The organism is Nonomuraea sp. NPDC004354, from assembly GCF_053602555.1.
In genome coordinates this window covers 58,489-83,817 of record NZ_JBSGDV010000008.1, presented here as the reverse complement: position 1 = coordinate 83,817, position 25,329 = coordinate 58,489, and the positions used below count along the sequence as shown (strand labels likewise).

Below are 25,329 nucleotides of genomic sequence, written 5' to 3'. Positions count from 1 at the left end.
CGACGGGCTCAGGAGCGGCCGGCGAGCCGCCCGGCCGACGTCTCCGCGACGGGTTCGCGCGCTGCGGCGCGGTCCAGGAGCGGCCCCTCGGGAATGAGCCGGAGCAGATGCGCGGGCACCGGCGCCACCTGGGCGGCGTCGTAGCCCAGCGTGCCCACGAGGTCGGCGGAGGCCAGCCGGAACCGCTTGCCCTCGTCGGTGATGAGGGAGTACTCGTGGATCGCGCCCGCCTGTCCCTCTCCGGAGAGCCGGCCGGCCAGTGCGGCACCGCCGGGAGGCAGCAGCACCTGGTCGACGCGGTCGGGGTTGCCGCTGCTCGGCGGCTTGGGGATGGTCAGCGTCGCGCCTGTCGTCAGCTGCGCCCGGACCGAGCCTCGGGCCGTGTCGGCGTACACCGCGCACAAGGGCGCGGAGGCCGTCGGTGTACGGAAGCGGGGCATGGTGACCGGCAGCCCGTCGCCCATGACGCGCCGTGCCGAGATCTTGGCGGCGTTGGCCGTGGCGGCGTCGACGGCGATCGGGCGTACCCGGCCCCTGCCGTAGGCGATCTTGGTGTCCGGGTCCTGGAGCAGGAGCGTCGCCTGCGTGTGGCTGACGGGGGCGAGGCCGTCGGCGAGCAGCACGTACCAGCGCTCCTGGACGCCCGGAACGGCGGCCAGGGTGAAGATCTGCCCCACTCGCGCGGGCGAGCCGCCGGGGCCCGTCACCAGCCTGCCGCGCTCCGGGATCCGGAGCGCGACGAAGTCAGGACCGGCGGGAATGGCGTTCACCCAGGTGATCGGCACTCTGCGCGGCGCCTGGTCGGTGAGCCGGCGCGGGTTCTTGACGAGCATGCGGTAGTTGTTCCACAGCACCCAGTTCTGCTGCCCGTCGGTGACGAGCAGCGCGTCGGCGCCCACCGGGGTGCCGCCGACGTCGATGCCGCCCAGCAGCGTGACGTACGGACGGCGCACTCCTGTCGCGTCCGGCTGCTCGACCACGCAGACCGTCCACGGTGATGTGACCATCCTCTCGGGCTTGGGCAGCGAGTCGGGCGCGCCCGAGATGCCGATCTTGCGCCCCCTGGCGAAGCCGGCCAGCGACTCGGCCGACACCGTACGGACCTTGATCTCCTGGCTGTCCAGCAGGAGCCTGGCGGAGACGTAGTTGTCCACCGGCTGGAGCTTGCCTTCGCTCTGGTTGTAGACGAAGGAGGCGCCGGTCTCCTCCTCGATGAGCAGCTGGCCCGCCTCCTTGAGCTTGGTGGCTCCTCCGGGGCTGAGCATGCCCCAGATCCCGAATCCGGCCGTGATCAGCACGAGGAGGAGAATGCCGGCGAACGTCGCCACGTTGTATCGCCGCATGGGCGACTCGGGCAGATCGGGCTCACCCTGAAGTAGTGCCAATCCCAGGCGCTGGGTCATCAGTTTGTGCGCCTGGTAGAGATCCTTTCGGGTCTGCATGACGGACAATATTACGCAGGTCGCGAAAGTTATTTAATGAGAAGGGATATCACACTTTTATAAGGCATGGCGGGCGAGTAGGCTTCTTGATCAACCGCATGCGGGAGGCTTTCATGGCATCAACCGACAATGGTTGGTATTTGGAGCAGAGCTGGCCGGGTCTGGTGGCTGACAGGGACGGCGTCGAATACAGTCCCATGGAGCTCGAAAAGGTCGCCAACGCTCTGTGGGCGAAGCTGCCTGAGGTCTACGGCAGCGATCCGACGGGGCAGCAGGCCGCCACGACCAGCGGTCCGGGCTCCTACCCTGACGTGGAGCAGCACGGACCGGCGCTGGACTTCTTCGCCGATCACCTTGAGGGTGTGAAGAACTGGGAGGGCGGCAGGAGCTTCGCCACGGCGCTGCGGCAGAGCCACGAGGAGTTGGCCAAGGTCTACAAGGAGGTCAACGAGAAGCTCGCGATCGCGTTTGCGCTCATCGACGTCGGCGCCGGCAACTACAAGCGCGCGAACGCGGCGAACGGGGGCTAGAGATGGCTGAGAACGTGACGGCGGACCACACGATCCGCTTCAACGGGAGCGTGCCCTTCTCCGTCAACGACGACGGCCGCAGCGTGGCGGGGATCAAGAACCTCATCATGATGCTCGACCCGGCGACCATCCAGCGTACGGCGGCGTCCTACCTGGCGGCCGCCGACAGGCTCACCTCGATGAACGAGGCCCTGGTGTCGGGGGCGACCGCGATGGCCAAGGTCTGGGAGGGGCCCTCGTCAGTGGAGTCGCAGCAGTCGCTGCGCACCCTGCACGCCACCATCCGCGAGCTGGCGGCGAAGTTCAAGGCGGTGGGCCTGCCGCTGGAGGCGCTCGGCAGGCGGCTGCTGGAGCACAAGGAGTTCGTGGAGAACAAGTCCGAGGCGTGGAGCGACAACGACCACACCTGGGACGACAGCATCCCCGGCTGGTACCACACGATGAACTCGTCGGGGTACGAGTGGGGCTCGTCGGACGAGCTGGCCGGCCAGCATCTGCGGCTGCTCAACAACGACCTGCGCAAGGTCTACGAGGAGTGGCCGTTCAACGTCCACAAGGTCGTGCCCGACCTCAAGCCTCCCACGATTCCCGGCCCCCCGGTGGACACGACCGAGGACCCCGGGGACCATCACGTCGATACGAGCTCCTTCACCCCTCCGGGCGGCGACCTCGAGGGCCCCGGCCCCGACGGCATCGACGAGACCTCGGCCGGCGACACGGCCGTGCCCCGCCTTCCCGGCGACACCCTTACCGCGGACGGCGGCTACCCGGGCTCCGGGACAGACCTGGACGACTCCGGCATGGACGGTCGCTACCCGGACGGGACCGACCTCGACGCCGGCGACCCGGGCGGCAAGGGGCCGAACGGCGCCGACCGGAGCGGCGCGAACACCAACGGCGCCGGCCCGGACGCCGGCGCCGGGACGCCGGACACCGGCGGCCTGCCGAACACCCGCGGGACGAACACCACCCTGGAGGACTTCCAGCGCCCGGCCGGCTGGGCTCCGGACCCCTCCACCTCCTTCCCGAACGGCCCCACTCCCTACCCCTCCACGGGCAACGGCCCCGGCGTCGGTGTCGGCGGCAACGTGCTGACCGGCCCGGGCGCTCTCCCTCTCAACGCCAGGTCCGCCTCCGCGACCGGCGGCGGCATGCCGTTCATGCCGATGGCCGGGGCGGGGGCCAACGAGTCGGAGGACAAGGAGAACAGCACCTGGCTCCACGAGGACGACGACGTCTGGGGCGACGACACGGACGGCGCCGTCTCCGGCAGGATCGGTTAGCCGGAAGAGGACCGGCGCAGCTCCCGCAGCGTCCGTTCGGCGGTGGCCTGGTCCACCGCCGGGCACCGGAAGCCCTGCGCGACGATGTGCGCGCAGAGCTCCTCATCCGGCCGGATGCCGTGCTCCTCCAGGTAGTAGGTGACCGTGTCCGTCCAGACCCAGGTGCCGTCGGTCCGGAAGCTGAGCGGCACCACCGCGCCGCGCGCCGGGTCGAGCCGATCGAGGTCGAGACTCGTCGTCGAGAGGATGGCGGCGCCGGCCTTCAGGTAGTCGGCCAGCCGCGGGTCCTGTTCCCGTGGGTGATCGGGCAGGAAGTACGGCACGCCGTCCCTGACCCCGTCGAAGACCCTGGCCACCGAGATCGTCGGCACGATCTCCACGTAGCCGTTGCTCCAGCCGCACAACCCGTCGAAGGCCTCGGCCGGGGTCCACCCCCGAGCGTTGGCCATCGTCTCGATCATCGACCGGACATCGGCCGAACTGTACTCCAGCCGGTCCCCGTCCCGCGTCAGCGTGCCGATGACCGTGTCGGAGCTGATGACGACCACCTTGAGCGTGCTCATGCGGCGCTCACCTGGACGAAGCCCGCTCGGCCGAGGCTCGACAGCAGGGAGAGGTCGTCCGCGGGGTCGATCCAGACGATCTCGCCTGTGGGTCCCGGCTCCGGGCAGCGCGTGGTGACCAGCACCAGCGGCACGGCCGCGCTCCAGTGCCCGACGTGCGGCACCCGCGCGCGGTCGGCCAGGAGCGACGCACGCTCCGCGTCGGTGCAGTCGTCGAAAGGCCCCTCGGCCGCCAGTCCGGCCTGCAGCCGCGCCGCGGCGGCGAGCGCGTAGCGTTCCCGGTCCGCCAGGGTGCCCGAATAGCCCGGGATCAGTTCCGCGATCAGTTCGGCGGGCTCGTCGCCGTAGAAGCGCCACCAGCCGTCGATCACCTCATAGGTGTACGGCGTGCCGTCGGCCCGCACCGGGGGCGGCGGGGGCGCCTCGGCCGCCGACGTGTTCCTGACGCGTACGCTCATATCGCTCACCATCGTCCGTCGTCCGAAGCCGGCTGCCACTGGGTGATCGCGAACAGGGCGGTCAGCTGTTCCTTGTCGACCTGGCGGGTGAACAGGGTGTTCACCATGTCGATGAAGGAGGCCGCCTCCTGTCGCGGGCTCCAGTCGTATTCAAGGTGGGTGCCCAGCACCTCCCGCGCGGGCAGGCGCTCCTCGCCGTTGCGGGCGTAGTCCACGATGGTGGTGACGAGCTTGATCCGTGCCTGGATGATCGAGGGGTCCAGATGCCCGTCGTTGTGACGGAACTCGACGTGATCGTTCTCCGCGCCGACGACGTTGGACAGGTTGAGGGCCCAGGCGCGGGCGCCGGGCACCCGGAACCCCGCGGGCGTACGCTCGGTGACGTTGAGGACGTCGTTGGGCATGCACGCCCGGTAGGGCCGGTGCATGCCGAAAGGCTCCCTGGGGTCCTGCCCCAGCCGGAAGAGGATGTCCTCGTAGCCGTGGTAGAGCGTGAACAGCCGACGCAGCGCCCTCACGTCCGTGCCGAGGTTGGGAGCGCCGACATGGATGTGCCCGCCGGCGGCCGTGGTGATCTCGCCGCCGTAGGACCGGATGATCTCGGTGATCCGGGGCAGGTCCGCCCAGGTCCCCTCGGTGTCCCGGAGGATGCCGGAGACGAACTCACCGGCGAGGCGCTGCCGGTTCGCCTCCCACTCCATGTGCGGCAGGCCGTTCATCGAGGCGGGGGCTTTGTGGTGCCCGAACACCTCCGGGCTCGCGATGAGCCCCTCCTGGTACAGCTCACGGGCCATCAGGCGCACGTCGCTCTCCCAGAAGCCCGCGGTGCCGTCCGTGTGGGCGAACTCCAGCTCCAGCCCGAAGGCCACGTCCACGTGCATCGCGTCGCGTGTCATGTAGGGCACGACGGACGCGACGTCCTCGCCGGCCGCCAGCCGCTGGGTAACGTCCTCGACGACCTCGTTGTGGGCGTCGAAGTCCCAGCCGAAGTGGCGCTGGACCCGCGTGGGTGCGGGCGCCGCCGGGGCTATCAGCGAGATCTCGCCCTTGGCGTGCATCCCGATGTGGTACAGCCGGTCCAGCGCCAGGTCGTAGGCGTCCAGGAAGTTGTACTTCTCATAGTAAGGACGCAGCGACATCATGACGTCCGTGAGGACGTCCACGTCCTGCAGGGTCAGCGGGTTGTCTATCCACACGTCACTTACGTAGGCTCTGGACGAGACGAAGTTGCCGAAGAGGTATTCGCCCTCGAACACGTAAGGGATGCTCACGCTGAGGGCAAGCCCATGGTCGATGCCCGCGAGGCCGTCGGCCGTGAGCAAGAGGTTCTTCCGGTGCCGGTCGTTGTTGTTGATCACCAGGTCGAGCAGTTCGATCAGGATCGCGCCACGTCTGTTGTTCACGTTCGCCTCCTCACCGGGGTGCTCGCCGTGGATGTACTCCATGAAGATCACTGTCGGGTCCGTCGGGTGCTCGACGACGATGGGGACGTTGGCGCCAAAGCGCTGGCCTACCAGCGCACTGAGGATCTCGGCCCTGGCTTTGGGGGCAGGTATCTCCTTCCGTACGACTTTGGTGCCGTCCTCCAGGGTGAGGTGTGCCACAATGCCCTCATTGCCCTGCTGTCCGAACAACTCCCATTCGTTCGGATCGGCGGCCAGCGCGGCATCGACGAGGCCCTGTGGCAGGCCGCGCCGGGGAGCGGCCTGCGTTCCCGGGACGGGGAGGGGCCTCGGGGGGGTCACCGCCGTGGCCGGGTGGGCCTGCAGCCACTGGCCGTTGTCGTCGCGCGGGAAGATCGGCCGCCCGTCCGAGTCGTAGCTCTGCACGGCCGCGGTGTGCGGGCGCCGGTCAGCACCGATGTAGACGATCTCGTTGCTGGCGAGGATCGACCGGCCGGTGATGTCGGCCAGTTCCTGGAGCACCGCCTGGTTGCGGGCCGTCTCGCAGCCCAGGATGCGGATCCAGGCGTCGGGCTGCGCGATCACGCGCGGGTCGTGAGCGAGCATGGTGGCCAGGTCGGCCGCGCTGAGCCGTTCGTCGCCGATGAGGAAACCGGTGCCGTCGCCGGCGATCGCGACGTCGATGACGCCGGGGGAACGCCGCAGCAGGCGTGGATCGGCCGTGGACATGACGGCGGAGTTCTCGTCGCGGTACCAGATGCCCGCGGAGACTTCGCGGCGATGCTGGAAGATCAGGTCTCGGTGGCGGCTGCTCAGCGGCGGTGCGGAGACGGGGCTGGACGCTTGGCCGGGCCTGACGTCCGCGAGGAGCGGGGGCTGGACGTGTCGCCCGGGTGGCGTGGGCGTTGTGTGACCGGTCTGCGGGGCGCTCGTCAGCGCCGCGAGCGCGGGACCGAGCCAGGTCCTGAGCTGCTCCGCGACTGTGTGCGAGCTGTCGGCGGGCAGGAAGATCCGGAACTGTCTGCCGTCCCCGACGCGTAGGTTGCCCAGCGTCGTGATCTCCACGCCACCGTCCGCGGCCAGCACGACCCGGCCTGTGTACCAGGCGAGCTCCTGCGCGAACGTCGTCGTCCCGTCATGGGGGCCGACGAGCACGATCGGGGCGTCCTGCGGCAGGCCGGGGGAGCACAGCAGCGTCGCCGCGACCACCTCGGACCGGAGGCGCCGCCTGCCGACCATCATGCCGCGTTCCGAGTAGCGGCCCTCCACCACGAAGGCGTCCTTGACGGGGGGCATGTGCCAGGCGGCGTCGTCGTCCACGCCGCTGGGGAAGCGTACTCCCGCCAGGGTCTTACGGAGCGCGTTGTGGACATGCGTCGCCAGATCCAGTGCCAGCTCGCCGGTGAGCTCGATTCTCGGCGCGACCACCGGGCCGGTTCGCGACCGGGCGGGCTGCTGGGTGAGGAAGTAGTGCACCTCACCGTCGTCGGTGGTCAGTCTCGCCGTCACCTCGAACCGGGCGCCGGCCCTGAACAGAGCCTGGTGCGGCTTGCCCGATAGGTCTCCGACCGGCACGTAGTCGGACGCCAGGATGGTCACCCGCGTGCCATGGGGACTCTCGCCAACCTGGTCGGCGTTGTCGACGCCGTCGAGAAGGGTATCCACGGTGAACTCCTCGCCGGGCCGGATGTCCTTGGGGACGAGGCCGGCGGGGACCCGGGCGAACACGTACCCCTCCGTGCTCGGCCGTGCCGCCAGCTCGGCGTCGGCCCGGGAGAGCACGTCGGTCTGGTTGCGCGCGTTCACCTGTGCCAGGCGATCCCCCTGGAGGAGCTCGCCCAGGATGGGCCCCGGTCCCGGCCGCCAGGCGGGCGCCCGGTACTCGACGGTCGTCGGGTCCTCGGAGAAGGCCAGCGGGATCAGCCTGGCGTCGTCGGACCCGGCGAACTCGTTCAGCATGCTCAGCAACCGCTCGTACCGGTCGCCGAGATGGAGCATGCCGAAGGAGTCGCTCAGCGCCTCGAACGCGGCGGTGAGGCGGGCGACGTCCTGGGCGGACAGGACCGGAGCGCCGGCCCGGAACTCCCAGTCGCCGGCCTCGCCGAACCGGACGAGGAGCGGGTTGGCGTCGAGCAGCCGTCGAAGCGTCGCGTGGTCTAACGGCCGGCCGCGGCTCAGGAACGTGTACAGCGCCCGGGTGGCCAGGCGGGCCTCGGACTCGGCGGTGGGTTCCGGTGGGCTGACGATCTCTTCGTACAGAATGTAGGGGGTGGCCCGATGGGTGCCGGGCAGGTCGCCCCGTGCCTCGCGCGCCTCCTCCAGCCTGGCCTCGTGCTCGTCCGCCGCCGCGGGGGTCGGGAACTCGTGGCGCAGGGCCCGCCGGCCGTCGCCGAAGACCACCTCTGTCGTGCGCCCGTCCGACCCGGGCACGTCGATCACCTCGGAGACGCCGGTGGCGAGGCTCGCCCGCAACGCGTCGTTGCCGAACGTACGCCACACGTACCCGTCCTCGTCGAGCTCGACGGCCGGGCCGGCGAGGCCGAACACCTGCCTGAGCAGTGCCCGGACGAGGATCTCCTTGCCCTCGAAGATGGGGACGCTGAGCGCCTGGGACCCGTCGGCGAACGTGACCACGCCGCCCAGGGGCGACTCCCGCTCCGACACGACCCCTCGCTGGATGTTGCTGTGCAGGCGGCGAGCCGCGTTGATGACCTGGCCCTCGGCGGCCGGATCCAGGTCCGCTCCCGTGGCGGACGAGCCCTCGTCCATGGCCCTGAGCGGGCCGATTCCGAAGAGGGGCAGGTGGTGCCCCGGCGCGGCGGCCACCACGCTCTCCAGGCCGACCGCGTTCCTGGCGAGCGGGCCACCGGCGAGGGCCCAGTGCCTTTCCAGGATCCGCTCGAACTCGGACGGCAGGCCCATCTGCTCGAACTCCGGGCGGGCGGCCTCCAGCATGGCCGCCAGCGCCCGCACGTCCGACGGGGACAGCGGGTTGCTTCCCCAGTCGCGCACGCCGGAGGCGTCCTCGCGCAGGAACAACTCCAGCAGCGGCGTGCCGCTCGGCATCACGTGCAGAGCCGGTCTGCCGACGACCGGCGTGATGTCGGCCAGGGCGACGAGGTATCCGGCGAGCACCGCTTCACGCGTGCCGAGGATGCCGGCTGTGGTGCCGGTGGGCGTCCAGTCGATGAGGATGTGCCGGTCACCGGCCGCCCTGGGCGGCCCGATCAGCCCCAGGCGGTGGGCCAGCCGGGTCACCAGCAGTTGCCGGTTCCTCCCCTGGACGGTGCTCTCCTCCAGGAGCAGCGCGGAAGAGCCGTCGTCCAGCGTCACCTTGGAGACGTTCGCACCGAGGGGCTCCGGTTCGCCCCGGACGCCCAGGGCCGTCAGCTCCTCGTCGTCCGTGAAGTTGATCAGGTCGTCGATGGACTGCGACGGGCGGGTGCGCGCGGCCAGGTCGCCCTGCACCGCGGCGATCTCGCCCGCCAGGTCCTCCGCGGCCGCGGTGTCGCCGGCCACCAGGGCCGCCCGCTGCTTGCGCTCCAGGAAACGAAGCTCGTTGCGGCGGGCGGTGACGCATTCGTCGCGGGTGGACTCCCCGGGCGCGTGCGTGTGCGCGTGCCCGTGCTCGGCCGCGTTCCGGTGCTGGAGCACATCGCTGATCTCGTGCAGGACGAGTCTGGCGACCTGATCGCGGGCGACACGCGGAGCCAGGGTCACCACATGCGGATCCCCCTCCGTGCCCGCGACGTTCACCGCCGTCGTCTTGCCGAGGTAGCCACCCTCGACCGGTCCCACCTGGACCCGGAAGTGCAGCCGCCCGAAGGTGTCGGACTCCAGCGTGAGGGTGTCGCCTTCGTTCCAGGTGATCCGCCAGCTGTCGTCGGCGCCCTCGAAGTCCTCCGGCAGCACCTCGTCGTTGAACGACCCTCTGGCCTCGTCGACGGTGAGGTCGTCCTCCGTGGCGGGCCGGCCGTCCGCGACGAAACGGGAGCCGGGGATCGGCGAGCCGTGGGTGAAGCCGTGCGCGCCGTCCGTCCCCTGCTCGGTGTCGTCGGGTGCGGCCTTGATCGGCCAGGCCGGCGCCGGTGCCGCGGGCTGGGGCAGGGCACGCCTGGTCAGTTCGCGCCGCAGCTGCTCGGCGAGGCTCGTGTCACCGTCCGCGCTGGTCCGCTCGTGCAGCGCGTGCAGGTCGATCCCGTACTGCTCGGCCGCCGCGATCAGAGCGGACGGCATGCCGGAGAAGCGCCGCCCGAATCCTCCGTCGATCTCTTCCGCCGCCAGCCGGCCGTCGGGGGTGGCGAGGTAGGTCCTGGGCGGGCCGCCCGGGAGGTGAACGGTGACCCTGACCTCCGCGTTCAGCTCTCGGGCGGCCAGTTGCGCCTGCCTGAGCTGCCCGTACGGGGGAGCGGCCAGGTCGGCGTCGAGATGGACGGGGCCCGGCCGCCTGGCGAGCTCGGCGGCCAGCCTGTGATGGTCGTCGACGCCCAGGTCGGCGAGGGACACGGGCGGGCCGGGCACGTCCCGCGCCGGTCGATCCGCGGGAGGGACGGCCGCCCGCGGGTTCTCCGCCTGCGCCGCGAGCGCCCGCAACACGTGGTCGTGGACGACCGTGTCGACGTCGCCCGTCGCGATGCGCTGCTCCACGATGGTCCGCGACGGCCGCTGGTCGGTGGCCGGATTCGACCAGACCTCGAAGCGCACGTCGTAGTCGACCCGGAACCGGACCGAGCTGCTGCGGGCCTTCTCGAAGACGCTGGTCTCGTCCCGGTTGCCTCCGCTGACCGACGAGCCGTCACCGGCCTGGTCCCGGTAGCCGGCGCTCATGCCGATGTCGGGATCGCCGGGAACCCAGGTGTTCTGGTCGTTGCTGCCGACGGTGATCCCGAGCGGGAGCGGCCGGGCTCGGTTCGAGCTCGCCGAGGTGCTCCACTGCCTGCGGTCGACCTGGCCGATTTCCTGGTTCACGTGACCTCGGGCCATCACCACGGGGTCGGACAACACCGCTCCGACGCGGACGCGCACCATCCGGCCACCCGGCATCGGCAGTTCGAGCACCATGAACCCGTCCTTGGCCGTCATGCGCTCGAAAAGGGCGTTCCTGCCGTTGCCGGACAGGAGCCGGGCGAGCGCCTTGGAGCCCTCGCGGGTGAGCTCCAGGCCCAGCGCGGCCTTCAGGCGCTGCTCGACGGCTTGGGCGAGTCCTGGCGCCCGCGTGCTCTCGACGGCGAAGTTCTCCGGCACGGGGAAGGGCCGGGGATCGGCCACGGCGGGTGCCGGCGCGGTGGCCGCGCCCGCGTGCGTGACCATGCCGGGCGGGATGATCCGGTCGATGGTGCCGGACAACTGTCTGCGGGCGGCCCGGCGCGGCGCTTCGCCCTTGCCCACCCGCCGCACCTCGACGACGAGCCTGATGCCCTGGCGCACCTCCGCCCTCGTGCCATCGGACGCCGCCACCCGCTGGATCCGGGTCTGCTGCATGTTGCTCGCGCCCGTGTTGCCGTGCCCGAGGTCGGTGCCCGCGGCGCCCGCCTCGGTGCTCTCCGACCCCTTGAAGCCGGCGCTGCCGGTCAACGCCGCCGACTCGGAGGCGTTGTCCTCCAGCATGGTGTAGAGCTGGAGGATCTGCCCGTAGTCGGAGACCTCACCCCGATACCGCGCGTCCTCACCGAGCTCGGCCCGTACGGTGATCTCGAGCGCCTCCGCGTCCCTGCCGACCCTGACGGTGTAGTCGGCGGGGGGCGAGTCCGGGTCGAGCATGCTGTCGATCTTCCCGAGCCAGGTGTTGCCGGAGAAGTCGTTCGTCAGCGCGCGCCACAGGGCGGTGTCCTGGTCGAGCGCGCCCGGAGCCACCTCCTCGACCGCCGCCACGATCTCTTCCAGCAGCTCCACCTCGGTGCCGGGCCTGTTCACCGGATGGAGGCTTACCCCCTTGACGGTGCTCATGCCGATGGCGTCCTGGTAGGTCGGCGCGAGCGCGGCGGCCACCTCGCCGTTCTCCAGCCGCAGGGCGGCGGCTCGCAGGTTGTCCAGAACGTGGGGATGGAACTCCGTCCGGCTCAGCATGCGCTCGATGGTCTCGGAGTCCGTTTCGCCACGCCGTCCAGGCGGCACCCCGGGCGGCATCAGGTCGACCAGCCTGTCGGTGGGGAACATGCCGAGGAGCGCGGCGAGCGCCCTGCCCATGCTGTGCTCCGAGGTGAGCGGGACACCGGGCACGGCGGTGAGGCCCGGCGACTCGGCCCTGGCCAGCTCCAGGTCCTGCAGGTACCGGTCCATGAACCTGACCGCGACCCGGCGGCTGAGCTTCAGGTTGCCGTTCATCAGCCGTTCGGCCGCGTCGGCGACCTGGTGCAGGGGCAGCCGCACCTCGCCGCTCGCGTACAGGTCGAGCGCGTCACGTTCGGCGAGCAGGTAGACGACGGTGCCCTTGTCCGGTTGTGTCGTCCTCGCGTCGGCGCCGGAGCCCACGGTCAGCTCGGGGGTGACGTCCATCACGAAGGCGTACTGCTTGCCCGTGTCGATGCCCAGCCGCTCGGGACCGGCGATGATCTTCTGCTCGAGTGCGGTCGTCCGTCCCCATGAGACCCCCGCGCCCTCGTCGGTGCCCCCCTTCGTGGTGACCGGCACGTTCAGGCCGCCCCCTGCGCTGCGGGGCCTGGACTGCCGGCCGGAGCTGCTGTGGGAGCCGAGCGTGAGGTTGATGTCGCCGACCAGCACGTCCGTGGCGGACAGGAATCGGGACTCGCCCCGCCTCAGGTGGAGGGAGACCGGCTGGTGCCGGGCCGCCCCGGCCGCCGTCCGGGTGTCCACCCCGGTCCGGTGACCGGTGGAGAACACCTCGCGGTGGCTGATCAGCCCGCGTACGTTGAAGAACGCCGCGAGGTGCTGGAACTCGGGGGAGTCGCGGCCGAGCGACTTGGCGAGCTCGTTCGCGGCGGCCGTCGCGATGTCGCCGACGTTGAGGTGGGCGACCGTGGCCAGCCGGAACGCCCGCTCCGAGGTGGGATGACGTGGGCTCTCCGGCCTGGGGTGCCCGTCCGCGGACGGCGCGAGAGGGAGCAGATCGGCGGGAAGCAGGACCCGCGCGTCGCCGGTCTGTTCCTCCGCCACGGTCTGCATGAGGTTCGGGCCGGTCAGCCGATCGACGCGGACGGTGTGCGGGACGCGGAAGACCGCGGTCTGCCCGAGGCCCTCCATGAGCTTCACCTGGTTGACGGTGCTGCCCGTGGTGTGCTCCCCGAAGCTGCCCCGACCGGCGTCGAGGCCGCCGCTGTACCCTCCGACTCCGCCGGGCGCGTTCTTCAGCCCGGCTTCGCCGCGGATCCCGAGCCCGGCCGACGTGCCCTGGTTCCGGGCCGAGGTGTAGGTGTCCGAGCCGATGTCCAGCGTCACCACGCGCTCGGCGGTCGACACCCCCTCGTAGACGGCGTTGTCGAAGTCCTGCTCCAGCTTGATGCGCAGGGTGTAGTGCTCGGCCGTGAGGCCGGTCCTGTGGTGCACCAGGTTGATGAGCAGGCCCTCCTGGGCGGCCTGGTCATAATCGGTCTCCAGGCGTTCCGCGGAGAACTGCTCGGCGACGAGCTGCTCGTTGGCCATCTGGCTCGCCCTGAGCCACGGGTCCATGGAGTAGTCGGGGACGCCGTTCTTGAGCTTGGGCAACACGCCCTTGTCACGCAGATAGTCCTCGACCTGGGCCCGGACCTGGTTCATGCCGGTGACCTGCTGAACCAGTGCCGGGCCCGCGCCGCGGGTCTGTCCCGGATCGCTGCCGAGCCAGGTGGGCAGCACGCCGGTTCTCCCGGGCGGGGCGACCTTGACGGGGTCGCCGCGGAGCACGATGGATCCGTCCGCGTTCCGCCCGATCTCCGCCTTGGTGTCGACCGGCAGTCCGTAGCGGTAGGCATCCGGTTCGGTCATGCGGAACAGTCCGGTGCTCGGGTCGGAGACGAGAGTGATCGGTGGCTGCCCGTCCACCTGGATCGTCACCGTGTGCACCATGTTCAGCAGATAGCTCTGGGTTTGGCCATCCCATGCCTGCACGCCCGGATGGAGGGACGCCGCGGTCTCGCTGGTGCTCGTGGAACCCGCCCGGTCCAGGTTGCCGCCGAAGGTGCCCTTCACGACGAGCTCGGGGGTCGCTTGCTGCTCGTGCGACTTCGTGGTGGCGCCCACGTCCGCTCCGAGGCCCTTGTCGTGGCTGTTGGAACGGCTCTGGCCCGCGATGGAGGATCCGGTCCGATGCCGCTCCTGGCGTTGCCTCACGGTGCCGCCGACGAGGGTGACCCCGGGAAGCACGGCGGTGCGTACGGTCACCGTGGCCCTGGCCCGGCCGTGCACGGTGATGGTCCGGCGGAGCCCCGACGGATTGTTGACGGCCTCGCCGAGGTAACTGGGCAGATCCTCGGTGAACGTCGTGAGGACCTGGCTCCGGGCGACAGGACTGAGCCTGAGCCCGGCCTCCTCGATCAGCCGGACCGCGTCGTCGGCCAGCGTGATCAGGCCGGTCATGCCGGTGACGACGTGTTCGGGCAAGGGAGCCTGCTGCCGTTCCTCCTTCGGGAGCTGGAGGACGTGCTCCGGAGGGTCGGTGAGGTAGGCGTGCGCGATCCACACGTTCTGCCGCGCGGACTCTCTGTCGGCGGGCAGCTCACGCGTCACCGAGTGGCCGGACGCCGTGCGCAGCTCCACCTCCCAGCTCGCCCTGGCGCTGAACATGGCGGCCATGCCGCGGTTGTCCTCGACGTTGCCGCCCACCCAGTTGTTCTGGGCCGAGGTGGTGACGGAGCGACCGTCGTCCCAGCCGAGCCTGAGCCTCAGTACGCCGTGCTCCGCGATCTGACGGGCGGTCTCGAACGGCAGGAACCGCAGCATCCCCCTGACGGTATCCATCAGGTCCCGGTCGAAGTCGAGCCCGCGGGGCATCCGACCGGTCACGGACGATCTGCCGCCGCCCTGCCTCAGCCGGCCGTACATGGTCTCGGAGTGCGTGCCGCCGGGCCTGGCCACCTCCATGAGGTCGTCCAGCGTCAGTTTGATCCGCAGCTCCGTGCCGGTGGCCACGTTCAGGCGCAGGAGCAGGCCGTCCTCCGAGACCACGCCGCGGAAGGCCTGGCGGATCGCGTACCTCAGCTCCTCCTGGGTGAGCTGTGTGGCCACCCCCTCCTGCCTGAGCATGTCGTTGACCAGCTCGGTCAGCACGGGCAGGTTGGCGATCGGCCCCGCCGCGTAGCTCGCCAGCAGAGCGTGCGCCGACGGCAGCACCGCCCGGCTCGCCGATTCGTAGGCGTCCCTCCGGCTCCGCAGCTCGTGCATGGCGGATTCGACCTGCAGCGTTTTGGGCTTGTCCGGCCTGTTCACCCTGTTCAGGGCGGCGAGCGTGGCATAAGCGGCTTCGAGCGCGTGGTCGGCGGCCGCGGCGGCGGCCTCGTACCGCTCGGCCATGCGGGTGTGGTGCTGGGCGATCGACAACGCGGTCATGGCGTCCAGCTCAGCCCGGCGAGTGCGTTCGGGCGCGCTGTCGTCCAGGTTCCGGCCGTGAAGGGCCGCCTGGTGCAACGCCTCGAAAACCTTCTCCCGCGCGATCCAGGCGTTGTGCCGGTGCTCGAGGCCGAGCTCGAGGTTGTGCTGGCGGGCGACCTCCAGCGCCCTCTCCTCCTCGTGGATCTCCCTCCTGAGCTGCGCCAGCGGGCTGAACGGCGGCTGTGACAGCCGGGGGAGAGCGGGCGGTGTCGCGGGCGGCAGCGCGGCGACGGCCTCCTGATACGTCCTCAGGGCCGCGGTGGCCGCGTCCGCGTGGGCCGCCAGCGTGACGTGGTCGACGGGAACTCCCGTGATCACGTCGTCCAGCAGGCCGTCGAGCTCCCGGAGAACGTTGCGCGCGGCGATCGCCAGCCGCTCGGCCCCCTCGTGCAGCTCGCCGATCCGGCCGAGATCCGCCGCGGTGGCCTGCCACGTCCGCGCGCCGTCCAGGTCGCTCCTGGCCAGGGCGTCCGCCGCGAGGGCGTACGCCCCGCCCGCCGACTCGTTGTAGGCACGTACCGTCGCGCGCTGAGCGGCGACGACCCCGCCGAGCGCCTCGACGGTGGCGCGCAGCGTCAGGGCGGTGGCCTGGCGGGCGGTCAGATGTCCGCGGAGGTCGGCGTACAGCGCGAGGATGTCCTGGGCGCCGCGGGCGCCGGCCGACTTCTCCTGCGCCGCGACCCGGCGGTAGTGCTGCTCGTAGGTGGCGCCCAGGCGGCGCAACTGCGCGGCGAGCACCTCCGGCGGGCCGATCGCGATGCGGCGCGCCCGAACCGTCTCGTCGAGGAGCAACCCGTAGACCTCGGCGGCGTGCACCGCCGAGGCCGCCGCGGCCTGCCGCTCGGCCGCCGTGCCCGGCGACCGCGACGCCGGGCCGGTGAGCTCGGCGGCGGCGGCGCGCAGCGCGGCGATCTGCCGGCGGAGCAGGTCCGGCTCCGGCGCCGCGTCGGTGAGCGCGGGAACCACGCTGACCTGGCCGGCCTGCTCCTCGTACCGCTGGTGGAGCCGGTTGGCCGCATACAGCGCCCTGGCGAACTCGGTGACGCTCGTGTTAGGGGTGCTCGCGGCGTGCACGAGCGCCTGGGCGCTCTCGTAGGCGGCTCTCGCCTGGGAGACCGCCTCCAGCAACGGGTCGGTGCTCATGCCGCCGGCCATCGTCATCGCCTGGAGGCGGAGGTTCATCTCGACGACCAGGAGCCGGTCGATATGCTGCGCCAGCGCCTGGTCGAGATCCCGTACGAGCGGGTCGACGGCATGGTCGTGCTCGCGTAACCGGCCGACCAGGTCGGCCACCGACGGCGGGGCGGCCGGGGCCGGCCCGGAAGGCGCCGTCCTCAGGCCGTGCGCCTCCAGGATCCGGCGTACGGCGTTCCGCTCCGCCACGAGGTCGGCCCGCTGGTCCTCGCTCACCGCGCCGATCCGGCGGGTCAGGAACGCCTCCTCGCGCTGCCGCGCCGTCAGACACTCGTCGCGGCCCTCCGGCCGGGTGACCAGGCGGCGGAGCAGGTTCTGGCGAGGGTGGTTCCTGGCGTGCAGGGTGTCGACGATCTCGTGCAGCACCAGCCTGGCCACCTGGTCGGGCGCCACGCCCGGAGCCAGCCGCACCTCGTTGACATTGCCCGGGTTCGCCACGGTGCGGCCGAGCCGCCCGCGTGAGACGCGGCCCACCTCGAAGGTGAACGTCTGGTCGGGGAGGCCGCTGAGCTCGACCACCAGCGTGTCGGGCGCGGTCCAGCGCAGGCCGGTGACCGTTTCGCCGAGGTCGGCGGCGAGCACCTCGGCCTCGAACGCCGCCCTGGCCTCCGCCACCGTGAGCCGGGGCACGCCGCTCTCGCGGCCGTCGGCGACGAATCTGGTGTTCCTGATGGGACGGCCGCTCACGAGCGCGTGGGCGTCCCTGGTCCGGCGCGCAGTCCTGATCAGCCGGGTGACCAGGCCCGGTGCGGGGTCCGCGGCCTGCTGGGCCAGCGCGGGGGCGGCGGCGGGCCGCGTGTCGGCCTGCGGTGTCGTGCCGGAGACGGTCACCGTCTCCGTCGTGGTGACGGTGCCGGGCGTGCCGACGTCTTGCGGGCTGCCGCTGGGGTCGGGCGTTCGAGGGGCGCCCTCCGGGGTGCCGGTCGGGTCTGGAGCGGTGGCCGTCTCCGGAGCACTCGCCACCTCCGGCGCGCCGGCCGCGTCGGGGGCGCTCGCCGGCTCCGGGGCGCTCACCGGATCCGGAGTGCCGGTCGGTTCCGGGGTGTTGGTCGGTTCCGGGGTGTTCGCCGGCTCCGGGGTGCTGGTCGGATCAGGGGTGTTCGCCGGATCCGCGGTGCCGGTCGGATCCGGGGTGACGGTGGAGTCCCGCGGGCCGTCGGGCGCGGCCGACGGTTCGGCCGGGGCCTGCTCCGTCGTGGGCGCGGGCCGCTGGTCGGGGGCGGGGGCAGCGTCCTGCGCGGCAGGCCGGGACGCCGGTCGCGAGTCCTGGTCCCGTGGCTGGTCCTGGTCCGGCTGGTCCTCGGGCTGGTCCTGGGACTGGTCCTGGACGTTCGGGTTCTGCGCGGCGGCGGTGTCCTGTCGCGTCTTCGCGTCGTTGCCGTGCTGCGACCTGTTCGTCTGGTGCGCGTCCTGGCCGGCGACGTCGGGCGCCGGTACGGACCGCGTCCCCTTCTGCGCGGGCTGCGGCCCGGCCGGTTCGGCGACCGGAGCGCCGCGGTCACGTCTGGGCGCGCCGGACAGGTCGCCGCCCGGCTGCTGCGCTGTCACCACCGGCACGGCTGTGCCGTCGGACGAGCCGGGACGGGGCCCGGCCGGCGAGGTGAAGTCCCCCGCGGTGAGGCCTGCCGTACCGGGCGGGTTCTGCTGGGCCGCCATCGCTTCGTTGATCACGCCGCTCAGCGTGGAGATCGGGGAGACGATGGCGCTCACGACGTTATGGCTGGTCGGGCCGAAGGTGTTCGTACGGCCCGCGCCGCCGAGGAAACCGCCGTAGAAGCCTTCCGCGCCGGGCAGCGCGAACTGGTCGTACACGGCGTAGTTGGCGACGACGCTGCCGGCCGGTGAGGCGACCATGTTGTTCAGGCCGGTGTTCAGCGCACGTCCGGGGAAACGCAGGAACGCGTTGCCGACGCCGCGGTTGTCGCCCGCCATCCTGTTCAGCCGCGAGATGCCGGGCAGGTCGTTGGCGAAGCGCGACATCGGACCGCCGAGCTTGGTGCCCGCGATCGCGCCGGCGCCCGCGCCGATCGCCGCCGCCTTGATCTTCTTCCAGTCCCACGAGTCGCGGGTGCCCATCTTGATCTGCTGGTACTGGGAGAGGACGTCGATGGAGAGCTCTTCGGTGATCTCCTCGAACAGTTCGGCGGCCAGCGCCGCGTTGAAGAACCTGCTGCCCGCACCGGCTCCGGCGAGCTTGGTGACCTGGCCGCTCGCGGCGACCGTGCCCGACCTCGACGCCACCAGCGCCAGGCGCTCCATGATCAGGGCGATCCTGCTCGCCCCCGCCGTCCCGACGCTGCGCAGCAGCATGCTCGCGAGCGGGAAGAAACCCGCGGCGATCAGGGCGATGAACGCGGCGATCACCGCGATCCAGAACGCGATGTTGATCGAGAGCTTGGTGTACTGGGTCTCGCGGGCGAAGTTGTCGACCATTTTCGCGTAGGAGAAGGACTCCTGCGCCTTGGCGACCACGCCGGCCTTGTCGTCGTAGAGCTTGGCCAGCCGTTTGAAGATGGCCGGCTTGGCGGGTGACTGGAGGCTGCCGTTCAGGGTCTGCACCGTGGTGGAGGTCGGGTCGAGCGTGCTGATGAGCAGGTTCATCAGCTTGACGTACTCGACGCGCAGCTCCCAGAGCTTGCTCTCGCTTCCCTCGGGCCAGCTCTGGCCCGCCGTGAGCAGCGGGATCAGGTGGTGGACCACCCAGCCGGGCAACGCCTCGGTCCGCCAGACCGGCTCCACGTCCTTGGTGGCGATCCCGCCGTCGAACGCGCCGGTGCCGCCTGCCGGCTTCCGGGCGTCGTTGTTGACATCGCCCTTGCCCGCCATCATGCCTGGCGGTAGGTCGTCGACAGGCCCAGGTCGATCGCCTGCTCAGTGGTGAGCGTGTTGGACACCGTCGCGCGCAGCAGGGGCCCGGAACCGGAGATCTCCTTGATGAGATCGTCGGTGTCCCGCAGGAATCGCTCGGGGCCGCCACCGGCCAGGTATCGCGAACTGAAGGACTGGCCGTCCGGCCCGTCGCCCTGAGGGCGGGCGGCGTTCAGCGCCCGGATCCGCGCCGCGATGGCCGGCCAGGCGGCGCTCAGGTTGTTCGCCATGGCGTCCCACTGGTTCAGGCTGTTGCTGATCGGTTCGCGGATGTGCACGTCCGCCCGGTCGTCGGCGGTCATCGACGGCGTCTCTCCCCGGGCATCGGGCCGGAGAGCTGATCGAGCACGGCCTCCAGATCGCCCTCCAGATGAGCGCGTAACTGCTCGGGCGGCACCACCGGCTGGAAGACCTCGAGCAGCTCGTCCATGGCCTTGGCGGCGGCCCGCCGCACGGTGTCGGTGATCGCGTCCGCCAGCCCTCTGGCGTCGGGGCGGCGGAACACCCGGGGGTCGAGGTCCAGCCTGATCAGCTCGCCACGGACGCTCACCGTGGCCGAGACGAGCCCGTCGGCGGACTTCTCGGTGACCCGGATCGCCTGCGCCCGGGCGTTGAGATCGGTCGCCTCGCGCTGCATGCGCATGAAGGTTGCGCGTAATTCGTCGGCGTAGGCCTGGAGCCCGACTACGTCAGCGTCCTCGATCAAGGCCCCACCCCCTAACTGGGGCGAATATAACAACAACATCATCGGGCGTGAAAGAGAACATGAGCCATGTTGTTCATCAACTGCTGACGATCTTTACAAGCTTCTCGCCGAGCGCCGACACCTCCTCTCGCTTCACCCAGATGCGGTACACGCCGCGCTCGATCCGTTCCAGGCCGAGCCCCGCGGCGTGCAGGGCGTCCCCGCCGGTGTACTCGATGAGCAGCTCGGCCTCCCGTGCCGTGTGCACCAGGAACGGGGCGCCGTGCCACTCGCAGACGGTCGTCACGTGCCAGACCGCCGAGCAGTCCGCGGCGGGAACCGCGCGCACGAACCGGCCGGGCGCCACCTTCTCGAAGCCGTCGGCGGGCGCCGAGCCGTACAGGCGCAGGTAAAGCCGGCCGTCGACGAGGTCCGCCGACGCCTCGTAGTCGGTCCCGGCCCAGCGGGCGCGGTACGGCTCGCGGCTCACGCGTCCGCCACCATGAGCCAGCGGCCGTGGTCGGCGTCGTACCTGGCCTGCGTACGTTCCTTCCCGTCGGCCGCCAGCTCCACGATCTCGGCGCCGTGCGGCAGGCCGATGCCGTCGATCTTGTACTCCCTGATGGTCTCGGTCGCGTTCGGCACCAGGCCCATGCCGGCGAACGGCGGCTCCTCGATCACCCAGCCGGCCATCGCCAGGCGGCCCACCTCGTCGGTGCCGCCGTACGGCGTGCGGTAGAGCTCCAGCCCGATCGCCGGCCAGCGCAACAGGTTGACCGCGCCCTCCGCGGTGAGCGCGTCCTCCTGAAGCAGCGCGTCGGCGAGCACGGAGGGGGTCGCGATGTGCGCGACGTCCAGGGCGTGATGGCAGTAGCCGGAGATCCGCGGCCGCTCGCCGGCCAGCAGCTCCTGAAGCTGCGCCACCTCGAGCAGCTTCTGCACGATCGGGGTGCCGCTGTCCGGCTCCGCGGCCAGGTCCTGCTCCAGCGTGGGCACCGCCAGCCTCGCGACCGTGCCGGGTTCGAGCAGGAACGACGGCTCCAGCCCCGGGTTGACCGCCAGGCCCCAGCGGGGATCGGGCCAGCCGGCCGCGAGCTCGACCAGCGACAACACCCGGAAATGCCGGACGGCGTCGCCGGTGGCCTCCCGCATCGCCTCCGCCGAGGTGTACACCACCACCCACACCCGATCCGCCCCAAGGAACGTCGGCCAGGCGATCCGCTCGTCACCCCTGGCGGCGGCGTCGGTGACCGGGCAGGCGAAGTCCGCGTACCGCAACAGCGTGAGACAGGTGGTCAGGTCCTGCCGGCCGTGCGCCTCCTGGAGTCGCTTCTCGAACGCGCTCGGTGCCTGCATGGCGACACCCTAGTAGGTTCCCTCGCACCCCTGTAGGTTGCGGGTGTGACGGATCGGCCGGTTGCCCGCACCCGCGACGAGGCTCTCGTATACCTCGACCTGAACCCGTGCGAGTGCGGCTCTGTGGAGACCGAGTGGGACAGCGGCGTGGTCAGCGTCGAAGGTTCGCTGGCCACGTGCTACTCGGGCGTCTGCGAAGGTTGCGGCGCGGAGCGGGAGCACCTGTTCTCGCTGCCGCAGCGCGAGACCATGCCGGTCGGCTGGCCGGCTTTCGGCGGGACGGAACCGTCGGAGTTGCTCGATGCCGGGGAGTGGATGTGGCTCGCCGACCTCACGGCCGGCAACGTCCCCGACGACCCGGAGAACGCTCGCCGGACGTTGTCCATGGCGCGCGCGGCCGTGGAGGAAGTGCTCAAGTTCATCCCCGAGGGGCGGGACGACGTCCCCGCGGAGGCGTTCTGGACCGCACGCGGACGGGAGGTGCGTGCCGCCGAGCCCCCTCGTTTCCGCCGCGACCGCCTGCAGGTCGTCAGGGACACCTACCGCGACCTCGCCGGCCGTTGACCGCGGGTCAGTCCCGGTCCTGGTGTCCGTTGAGCGCCTGGCGGCGGTGCTCCCTCGGGCTGATGCCGTAGGCGGCGCGGAAGGCGCGGCTGAACTCCGCGCCGTTCCTGAAGCCCCAGCGGATGCCGATCTCACCGATCGGATGCTCCGCCAGCCGGGGGTCGGCCAGGTCGCTGTGGCAGCGTTCGAGCCGGCGCCGCCGAATCGTGGCGCTGACGGTCTCCGGTTGTTGCTCGAACAGCGCGTGCAGGGTGCGCACGGAGATGTGGTGGTGCGCGGCGACGCTCGAGGGCCCCAGCTCGGGGTCACCGAGATGGTGGTTGATGAAGGCGTCGATGTGCGTGACCAGAGTCCGGTGGCGGCTCTCGGCCGGCAGCCGGTGGTCGGCGTCGAGGCGACCGGCGACGAACGCGGCGGCCAGGTCCAGGCCGATGCTGCCGAGCCTCGGCAGGTCAGCGGGGTGGCAGTCGCCGGCGTGCTCGCGCAGACCGGTGAGATAGCGGGCCAGCAGCGCTCCCGAGCCGGTCCGGGCGGGGAGCCTGGCGGCCAGCAGGCGTTCCACCTGGCTCCGTGGCAGGGGCAGCGCGTCGCGCGGCAGGAACAGGATCGTCAACCGGGTCAGCCCGCCGACGTCGAGGAATTCGGTGGTGTAGGGGGAGGAGGTGTCGAACAGCGACATGTCGCCGGCCTGTAACAAGGAGTCGTTGCGCTGCTGCCGCAGCCGTACCGGGTTGTCGTGGACGAGGAAGAGCTGGTAGCCCTCGGGGTCGTACTGCCTGATGTGGGTGGGGGTGCGCCGGCCCGCCAGCGGCGACATCGTGAACTCGCCCACGCGCACGCGCGACAGGTCGATGGAGTGCACCCGGCCGTAGAAGTCGTCGGCGTGCTCGCTGGACAGCGACGTGGGCGCGATCTCGTGCGCGGCCATGTGCGCCCACCACTCCAGGCGATCCTTCTTCGGGATCGGGTCGGTGGACACGGAGACCACCGGGCTCGGTCTGACGGTGCGGTGGATCCAGGAACTCCGGAACTGGTGATCGCACACCGCATCCACGCTGTCGGCCACCGTCCAAGGGTCCACAACCCGGGCCCCGGCCGCAAGACCGGCGGCACAACGGCCGCCGAAAGATCAGCGGCCCGCGACCGCCCCGCTCCCGGCGCCCGCGAGCCGTCTCATCGCGGGATTTTTACTGCTGACGGCTGGTCACAGGCGGGCGATCCACTCGTGACTCGTGAGGACGTCAACACCCCTGGCCGGGAACACGCGATTGATCAGAAAGTCGTGCACGTCCGGTTCCGCGTCGGCACAGGCGTCGCTGAGCACGGTCACGCCGTAGTCGCGGTCGGCGGCGTCGTAGAGCGTAGCGGCGACCATCGCCCCGGTCGCGACACCGGTCAGCACGATCGAGTCGATGCGCTGGGCGCGCAGGAGCCGATCGAGGTCGGTCGCCGCGAACGCGCTGGCACGGCGCTTGAGAACGACGGCCTCGCCCGGCAACGGCTCGATGCGCGGGTGCACGAGCGTTTCGGGTGATTCCTCGTGGAACAGCGTCCCCGCCCCTTGCAGGGCGCTGATCAACTGGTTTCCCGCTGCCACATCAAGGCCTGAGGCCCTGAGCCCGAAACGCACGAAGATCACCGGGATTCCGGCGGCTCTGGCCGCGGGAAGAACCCTCTCCACGGCGGGAAGCACGGCGGCGGCGAAAGGGTAGTTGTCCACGATGCCCGCCTGCAGGTCGCCGACGATGAGCGCGGTGGTGGTCATACGGGTTCCTTGTCTGTACGGCGCGCCATCGGCCATCCTCACGGCGTACCTTGGCGTTGTTGTCATCGATCTCGTACTGATCTAGTACGACGATAGTGGGACAGATCCGCTTGTGATCCATTCGCCGCGGCGCAGGCGGCTTGGGTCGTAGACCGCACTATCGGCTCCATGTCCACCACAACCAGCCCCTGACTGAGGTGGGCGATCGTGACCTTGACGAGGATCGGACGGGAGCCCTCGGGCAGCTCGGCGAGAGCAGGCTGCCAGCCGCACCATGCGCGGCGCGGTGGTGCGGCGGTTGTTTCAGACGTCGTTGACAGAGAAGTTGCGGGGGATGGCGGCTTCACACACGGTCGTCCGCATACGAAGGTGCTTCTTCAGAGGAAAACGCGAGCAATGTCAAGCCACTTCTGCGCGTCCTCGCCGACTGCCGTGAGGTCAGTCTGGGCTCGGGACCTGCGTTGGGTGACTCGAAGGCAGAAGTCGAGGGCACTGCCCTGAACCCGCTGCATGGCATCTTCTGGGCCCCACGCCCAGGTTTGGCCGTCAGGACCAGTCAGCTCGATACGGAACGGCTCTGCCGGAGCAGGCAATTGGGCGGCATGGAACGACAGCTCTCGCCCTACCACTCCCAACGAGGCCACATGCTGGAGCCGACCCGTCGGACGGCGTGAGACACCCAGCGCATCGAAAACGTCCTGCCCGTGAGCCCACGTTTCCATCAGTCGAAGCGGCACCATGAGCGCTGCTGTCAACTGCGAGCCGTACCACGGAAACCCATGGTCCAGTGGAAGGTCACGTAGCTCCGCCGCCACCTCGGTTCGACCAGCCCGCCATTGTTCCAGCAGTACGGATCGCGGTTTGGCTGCTCCCGCGGCGGCGTCGAGATCAGCGTATTGGCTGCCTGCGGCTTCCGCCTGCTTCAGCACAGCGTCGAACGCCTCCGGAGTCCGTATGGCGATGAGAACGTTCGCATCAGCTGAAGCAAGATGAGCGATCTGGTGGGCGATCGTCCACCCTGCTGCCGGCGTAGGCTTCGACCAGTCGGCCTGCGCTGATACCAGGGCGTCAAGCTCATCCCCTTCAGCCACCAAGTCGGGCAGAGCAAGGCCGAGCTCTACATCGGACATGTCAAGGCCGTAGTTCAACATCGGTGTCGCCTCCACACTTTGGCGGCAACGGGCTTGTCCCGTTCGGGCGGGCAAAGTTGATCTAATGTGGTCAGGCTACCCAGGTTGATCTCGGCATGCCGAGCTGGCGTCGCCGACATCGCCCCTGACAGGTTGGGAACCGTGAGCAGCGGCCTCCTGGACGCCACGCGCAAGGCCAGCTCGCTCCCGCTCAGGTGAGCGGGCGAGAGGGCCACCGCGCGCTTGTCGTCGCCGAGGCCGTCAAGGAACGCCACGAGGCTCGCGACGGAGCCGGCCTCGATGCGGTCGAGCACCTTCTGCTCGGCGTTCATGCGAGTGCCTCGATTCGGGCCCGGCATGACCTGTTCTCGATCACGGGGACGCACCCATTGATCCGCACCGACAACGGGCGCGGCGCGTTCCCGGATGAGCTGAGCCGGCGGCGTCAGCACCGCGAAGGTGAGGGTGGCCACGGCCCCGGGAGGCGCGGCGATCGGCAGGTGCGGGATCCGCGTCGCGTTGGCCGCGTTGGGGATGCTCGGGGCTGTGGCTTCGGGTTGCGGTCC

The 25,329-nt window shown here is 70.7% G+C and carries 15 protein-coding genes; 3 read left to right on the top strand and 12 right to left on the bottom strand.

Annotated elements, in window-relative coordinates:
• Window positions 1-8: 8 nt before the first annotated feature.
• Complete coding sequence (gene eccB / locus ACWENQ_RS22965) at window positions 9-1,442, bottom strand: type VII secretion protein EccB (RefSeq protein WP_452416005.1); 1,434 nt, start codon at window positions 1,440-1,442, stop codon at window positions 9-11.
• 86 nt (window positions 1,443-1,528) lie between these two features.
• Here eccB and ACWENQ_RS22960 point away from each other — a divergent pair, with 86 nt between their 5' ends.
• Together ACWENQ_RS22960 and ACWENQ_RS22955 are read left to right on the top strand one after the other, a co-directional pair.
• Window positions 1,529-1,972 (top strand): hypothetical protein, encoded by a 444-nt coding sequence (locus ACWENQ_RS22960; RefSeq protein ID WP_452416004.1) that lies wholly within the window; start codon window positions 1,529-1,531, stop codon window positions 1,970-1,972.
• 2 nt (window positions 1,973-1,974) lie between these two features.
• Complete coding sequence (locus ACWENQ_RS22955; RefSeq protein ID WP_452416003.1) at window positions 1,975-3,255, top strand: WXG100 family type VII secretion target; 1,281 nt, start codon at window positions 1,975-1,977, stop codon at window positions 3,253-3,255.
• Here ACWENQ_RS22955 and ACWENQ_RS22950 read toward each other — a convergent pair.
• The 7 genes from ACWENQ_RS22950 to ACWENQ_RS22920 form a co-directional block, all read right to left on the bottom strand.
• A complete protein-coding gene (locus ACWENQ_RS22950; RefSeq protein ID WP_452416001.1) occupies window positions 3,252-3,818 on the bottom strand; it encodes a hypothetical protein in 567 nt (188 codons plus the stop codon). The genes ACWENQ_RS22955 and ACWENQ_RS22950 overlap by 4 nt on opposite strands.
• Window positions 3,815-4,276, bottom strand: coding sequence for a hypothetical protein (locus ACWENQ_RS22945; protein ID WP_449923271.1), 462 nt, complete (start codon window positions 4,274-4,276; stop codon window positions 3,815-3,817). The genes ACWENQ_RS22950 and ACWENQ_RS22945 overlap by 4 nt, the downstream gene beginning before the upstream one ends.
• Window positions 4,277-4,281: 5 nt before the next feature.
• Entirely contained in the window at window positions 4,282-19,224 is a 14,943-nt protein-coding gene (locus ACWENQ_RS22940; RefSeq protein ID WP_452415999.1) for a WXG100-like domain-containing protein, read from the bottom strand.
• Window positions 19,221-19,565 carry a hypothetical protein gene (locus ACWENQ_RS22935; RefSeq protein WP_449923266.1) on the bottom strand — a complete coding sequence of 115 codons (345 nt, stop codon included), beginning with the start codon at window positions 19,563-19,565 and terminating at the stop codon, window positions 19,221-19,223. Before ACWENQ_RS22935 ends, ACWENQ_RS22940 begins: the two co-directional genes overlap by 4 nt.
• Window positions 19,562-19,969, bottom strand: coding sequence for a YbaB/EbfC family nucleoid-associated protein (locus ACWENQ_RS22930; protein WP_354908707.1), 408 nt, complete (start codon window positions 19,967-19,969; stop codon window positions 19,562-19,564). The genes ACWENQ_RS22935 and ACWENQ_RS22930 overlap by 4 nt, the downstream gene beginning before the upstream one ends.
• A 76-nt stretch (window positions 19,970-20,045) precedes the next feature.
• Window positions 20,046-20,438, bottom strand: a complete 393-nt coding sequence (locus ACWENQ_RS22925) for a hypothetical protein (RefSeq protein WP_452415998.1) — start codon at window positions 20,436-20,438, stop codon at window positions 20,046-20,048.
• The gene (locus tag ACWENQ_RS22920; RefSeq protein WP_452415996.1) at window positions 20,435-21,304 is read right to left on the bottom strand and encodes an SseB family protein; all 870 of its coding nucleotides are present in this window, start codon (window positions 21,302-21,304) and stop codon (window positions 20,435-20,437) included. Before ACWENQ_RS22920 ends, ACWENQ_RS22925 begins: the two co-directional genes overlap by 4 nt.
• Before the next feature lie 45 nt (window positions 21,305-21,349).
• On the opposite strand from ACWENQ_RS22920, the gene ACWENQ_RS22915 reads away from it, so the two are divergent.
• Window positions 21,350-21,868 (top strand): hypothetical protein, encoded by a 519-nt coding sequence (locus ACWENQ_RS22915; protein WP_452415995.1) that lies wholly within the window; start codon window positions 21,350-21,352, stop codon window positions 21,866-21,868.
• Window positions 21,869-21,875: 7 nt separating this feature from the next.
• Here ACWENQ_RS22915 and ACWENQ_RS22910 read toward each other — a convergent pair whose 3' ends face one another.
• The 4 genes from ACWENQ_RS22910 to ACWENQ_RS22895 form a co-directional block, all read right to left on the bottom strand.
• Window positions 21,876-22,847 carry an AraC-like ligand-binding domain-containing protein gene (locus tag ACWENQ_RS22910; protein ID WP_452415994.1) on the bottom strand — a complete coding sequence of 324 codons (972 nt, stop codon included), beginning with the start codon at window positions 22,845-22,847 and terminating at the stop codon, window positions 21,876-21,878.
• A 225-nt stretch (window positions 22,848-23,072) separates the two neighbouring features.
• Window positions 23,073-23,633 carry a cysteine hydrolase family protein gene (locus ACWENQ_RS22905; RefSeq protein ID WP_449923250.1) on the bottom strand — a complete coding sequence of 187 codons (561 nt, stop codon included), beginning with the start codon at window positions 23,631-23,633 and terminating at the stop codon, window positions 23,073-23,075.
• Window positions 23,634-24,010: 377 nt separating this feature from the next.
• A complete protein-coding gene (locus ACWENQ_RS22900) occupies window positions 24,011-24,784 on the bottom strand; it encodes a TIGR03084 family metal-binding protein (RefSeq protein ID WP_452415992.1) in 774 nt (257 codons plus the stop codon).
• Window positions 24,778-25,236 carry a hypothetical protein gene (locus ACWENQ_RS22895; protein WP_452415991.1) on the bottom strand — a complete coding sequence of 153 codons (459 nt, stop codon included), beginning with the start codon at window positions 25,234-25,236 and terminating at the stop codon, window positions 24,778-24,780. The genes ACWENQ_RS22900 and ACWENQ_RS22895 overlap by 7 nt, the downstream gene beginning before the upstream one ends.
• Window positions 25,237-25,329: the final 93 nt, after the last annotated feature.

Bases quoted from the DNA above. Each gene is read 5' to 3' on its own strand.
- ACWENQ_RS22905 (WP_449923250.1), bottom strand. From the start codon at position 23,633: ATGACCACCACCGCGCTCATCGTCGGCGACCTGCAGGCGGGCATCGTG.
- ACWENQ_RS22935 (WP_449923266.1), bottom strand. From the start codon at position 19,565: ATGACCGCCGACGACCGGGCGGACGTGCACATCCGCGAACCGATCAGC.
- ACWENQ_RS22920 (WP_452415996.1), bottom strand. From the start codon at position 21,304: ATGCAGGCACCGAGCGCGTTCGAGAAGCGACTCCAGGAGGCGCACGGC.
- ACWENQ_RS22940 (WP_452415999.1), bottom strand. From the start codon at position 19,224: ATGATGGCGGGCAAGGGCGATGTCAACAACGACGCCCGGAAGCCGGCA.
- eccB (WP_452416005.1), bottom strand. From the start codon at position 1,442: ATGCAGACCCGAAAGGATCTCTACCAGGCGCACAAACTGATGACCCAG.
- ACWENQ_RS22945 (WP_449923271.1), bottom strand. From the start codon at position 4,276: ATGAGCGTACGCGTCAGGAACACGTCGGCGGCCGAGGCGCCCCCGCCG.
- ACWENQ_RS22950 (WP_452416001.1), bottom strand. From the start codon at position 3,818: ATGAGCACGCTCAAGGTGGTCGTCATCAGCTCCGACACGGTCATCGGC.
- ACWENQ_RS22900 (WP_452415992.1), bottom strand. From the start codon at position 24,784: ATGTTGAACTACGGCCTTGACATGTCCGATGTAGAGCTCGGCCTTGCT.
- ACWENQ_RS22955 (WP_452416003.1), top strand. From the start codon at position 1,975: ATGGCTGAGAACGTGACGGCGGACCACACGATCCGCTTCAACGGGAGC.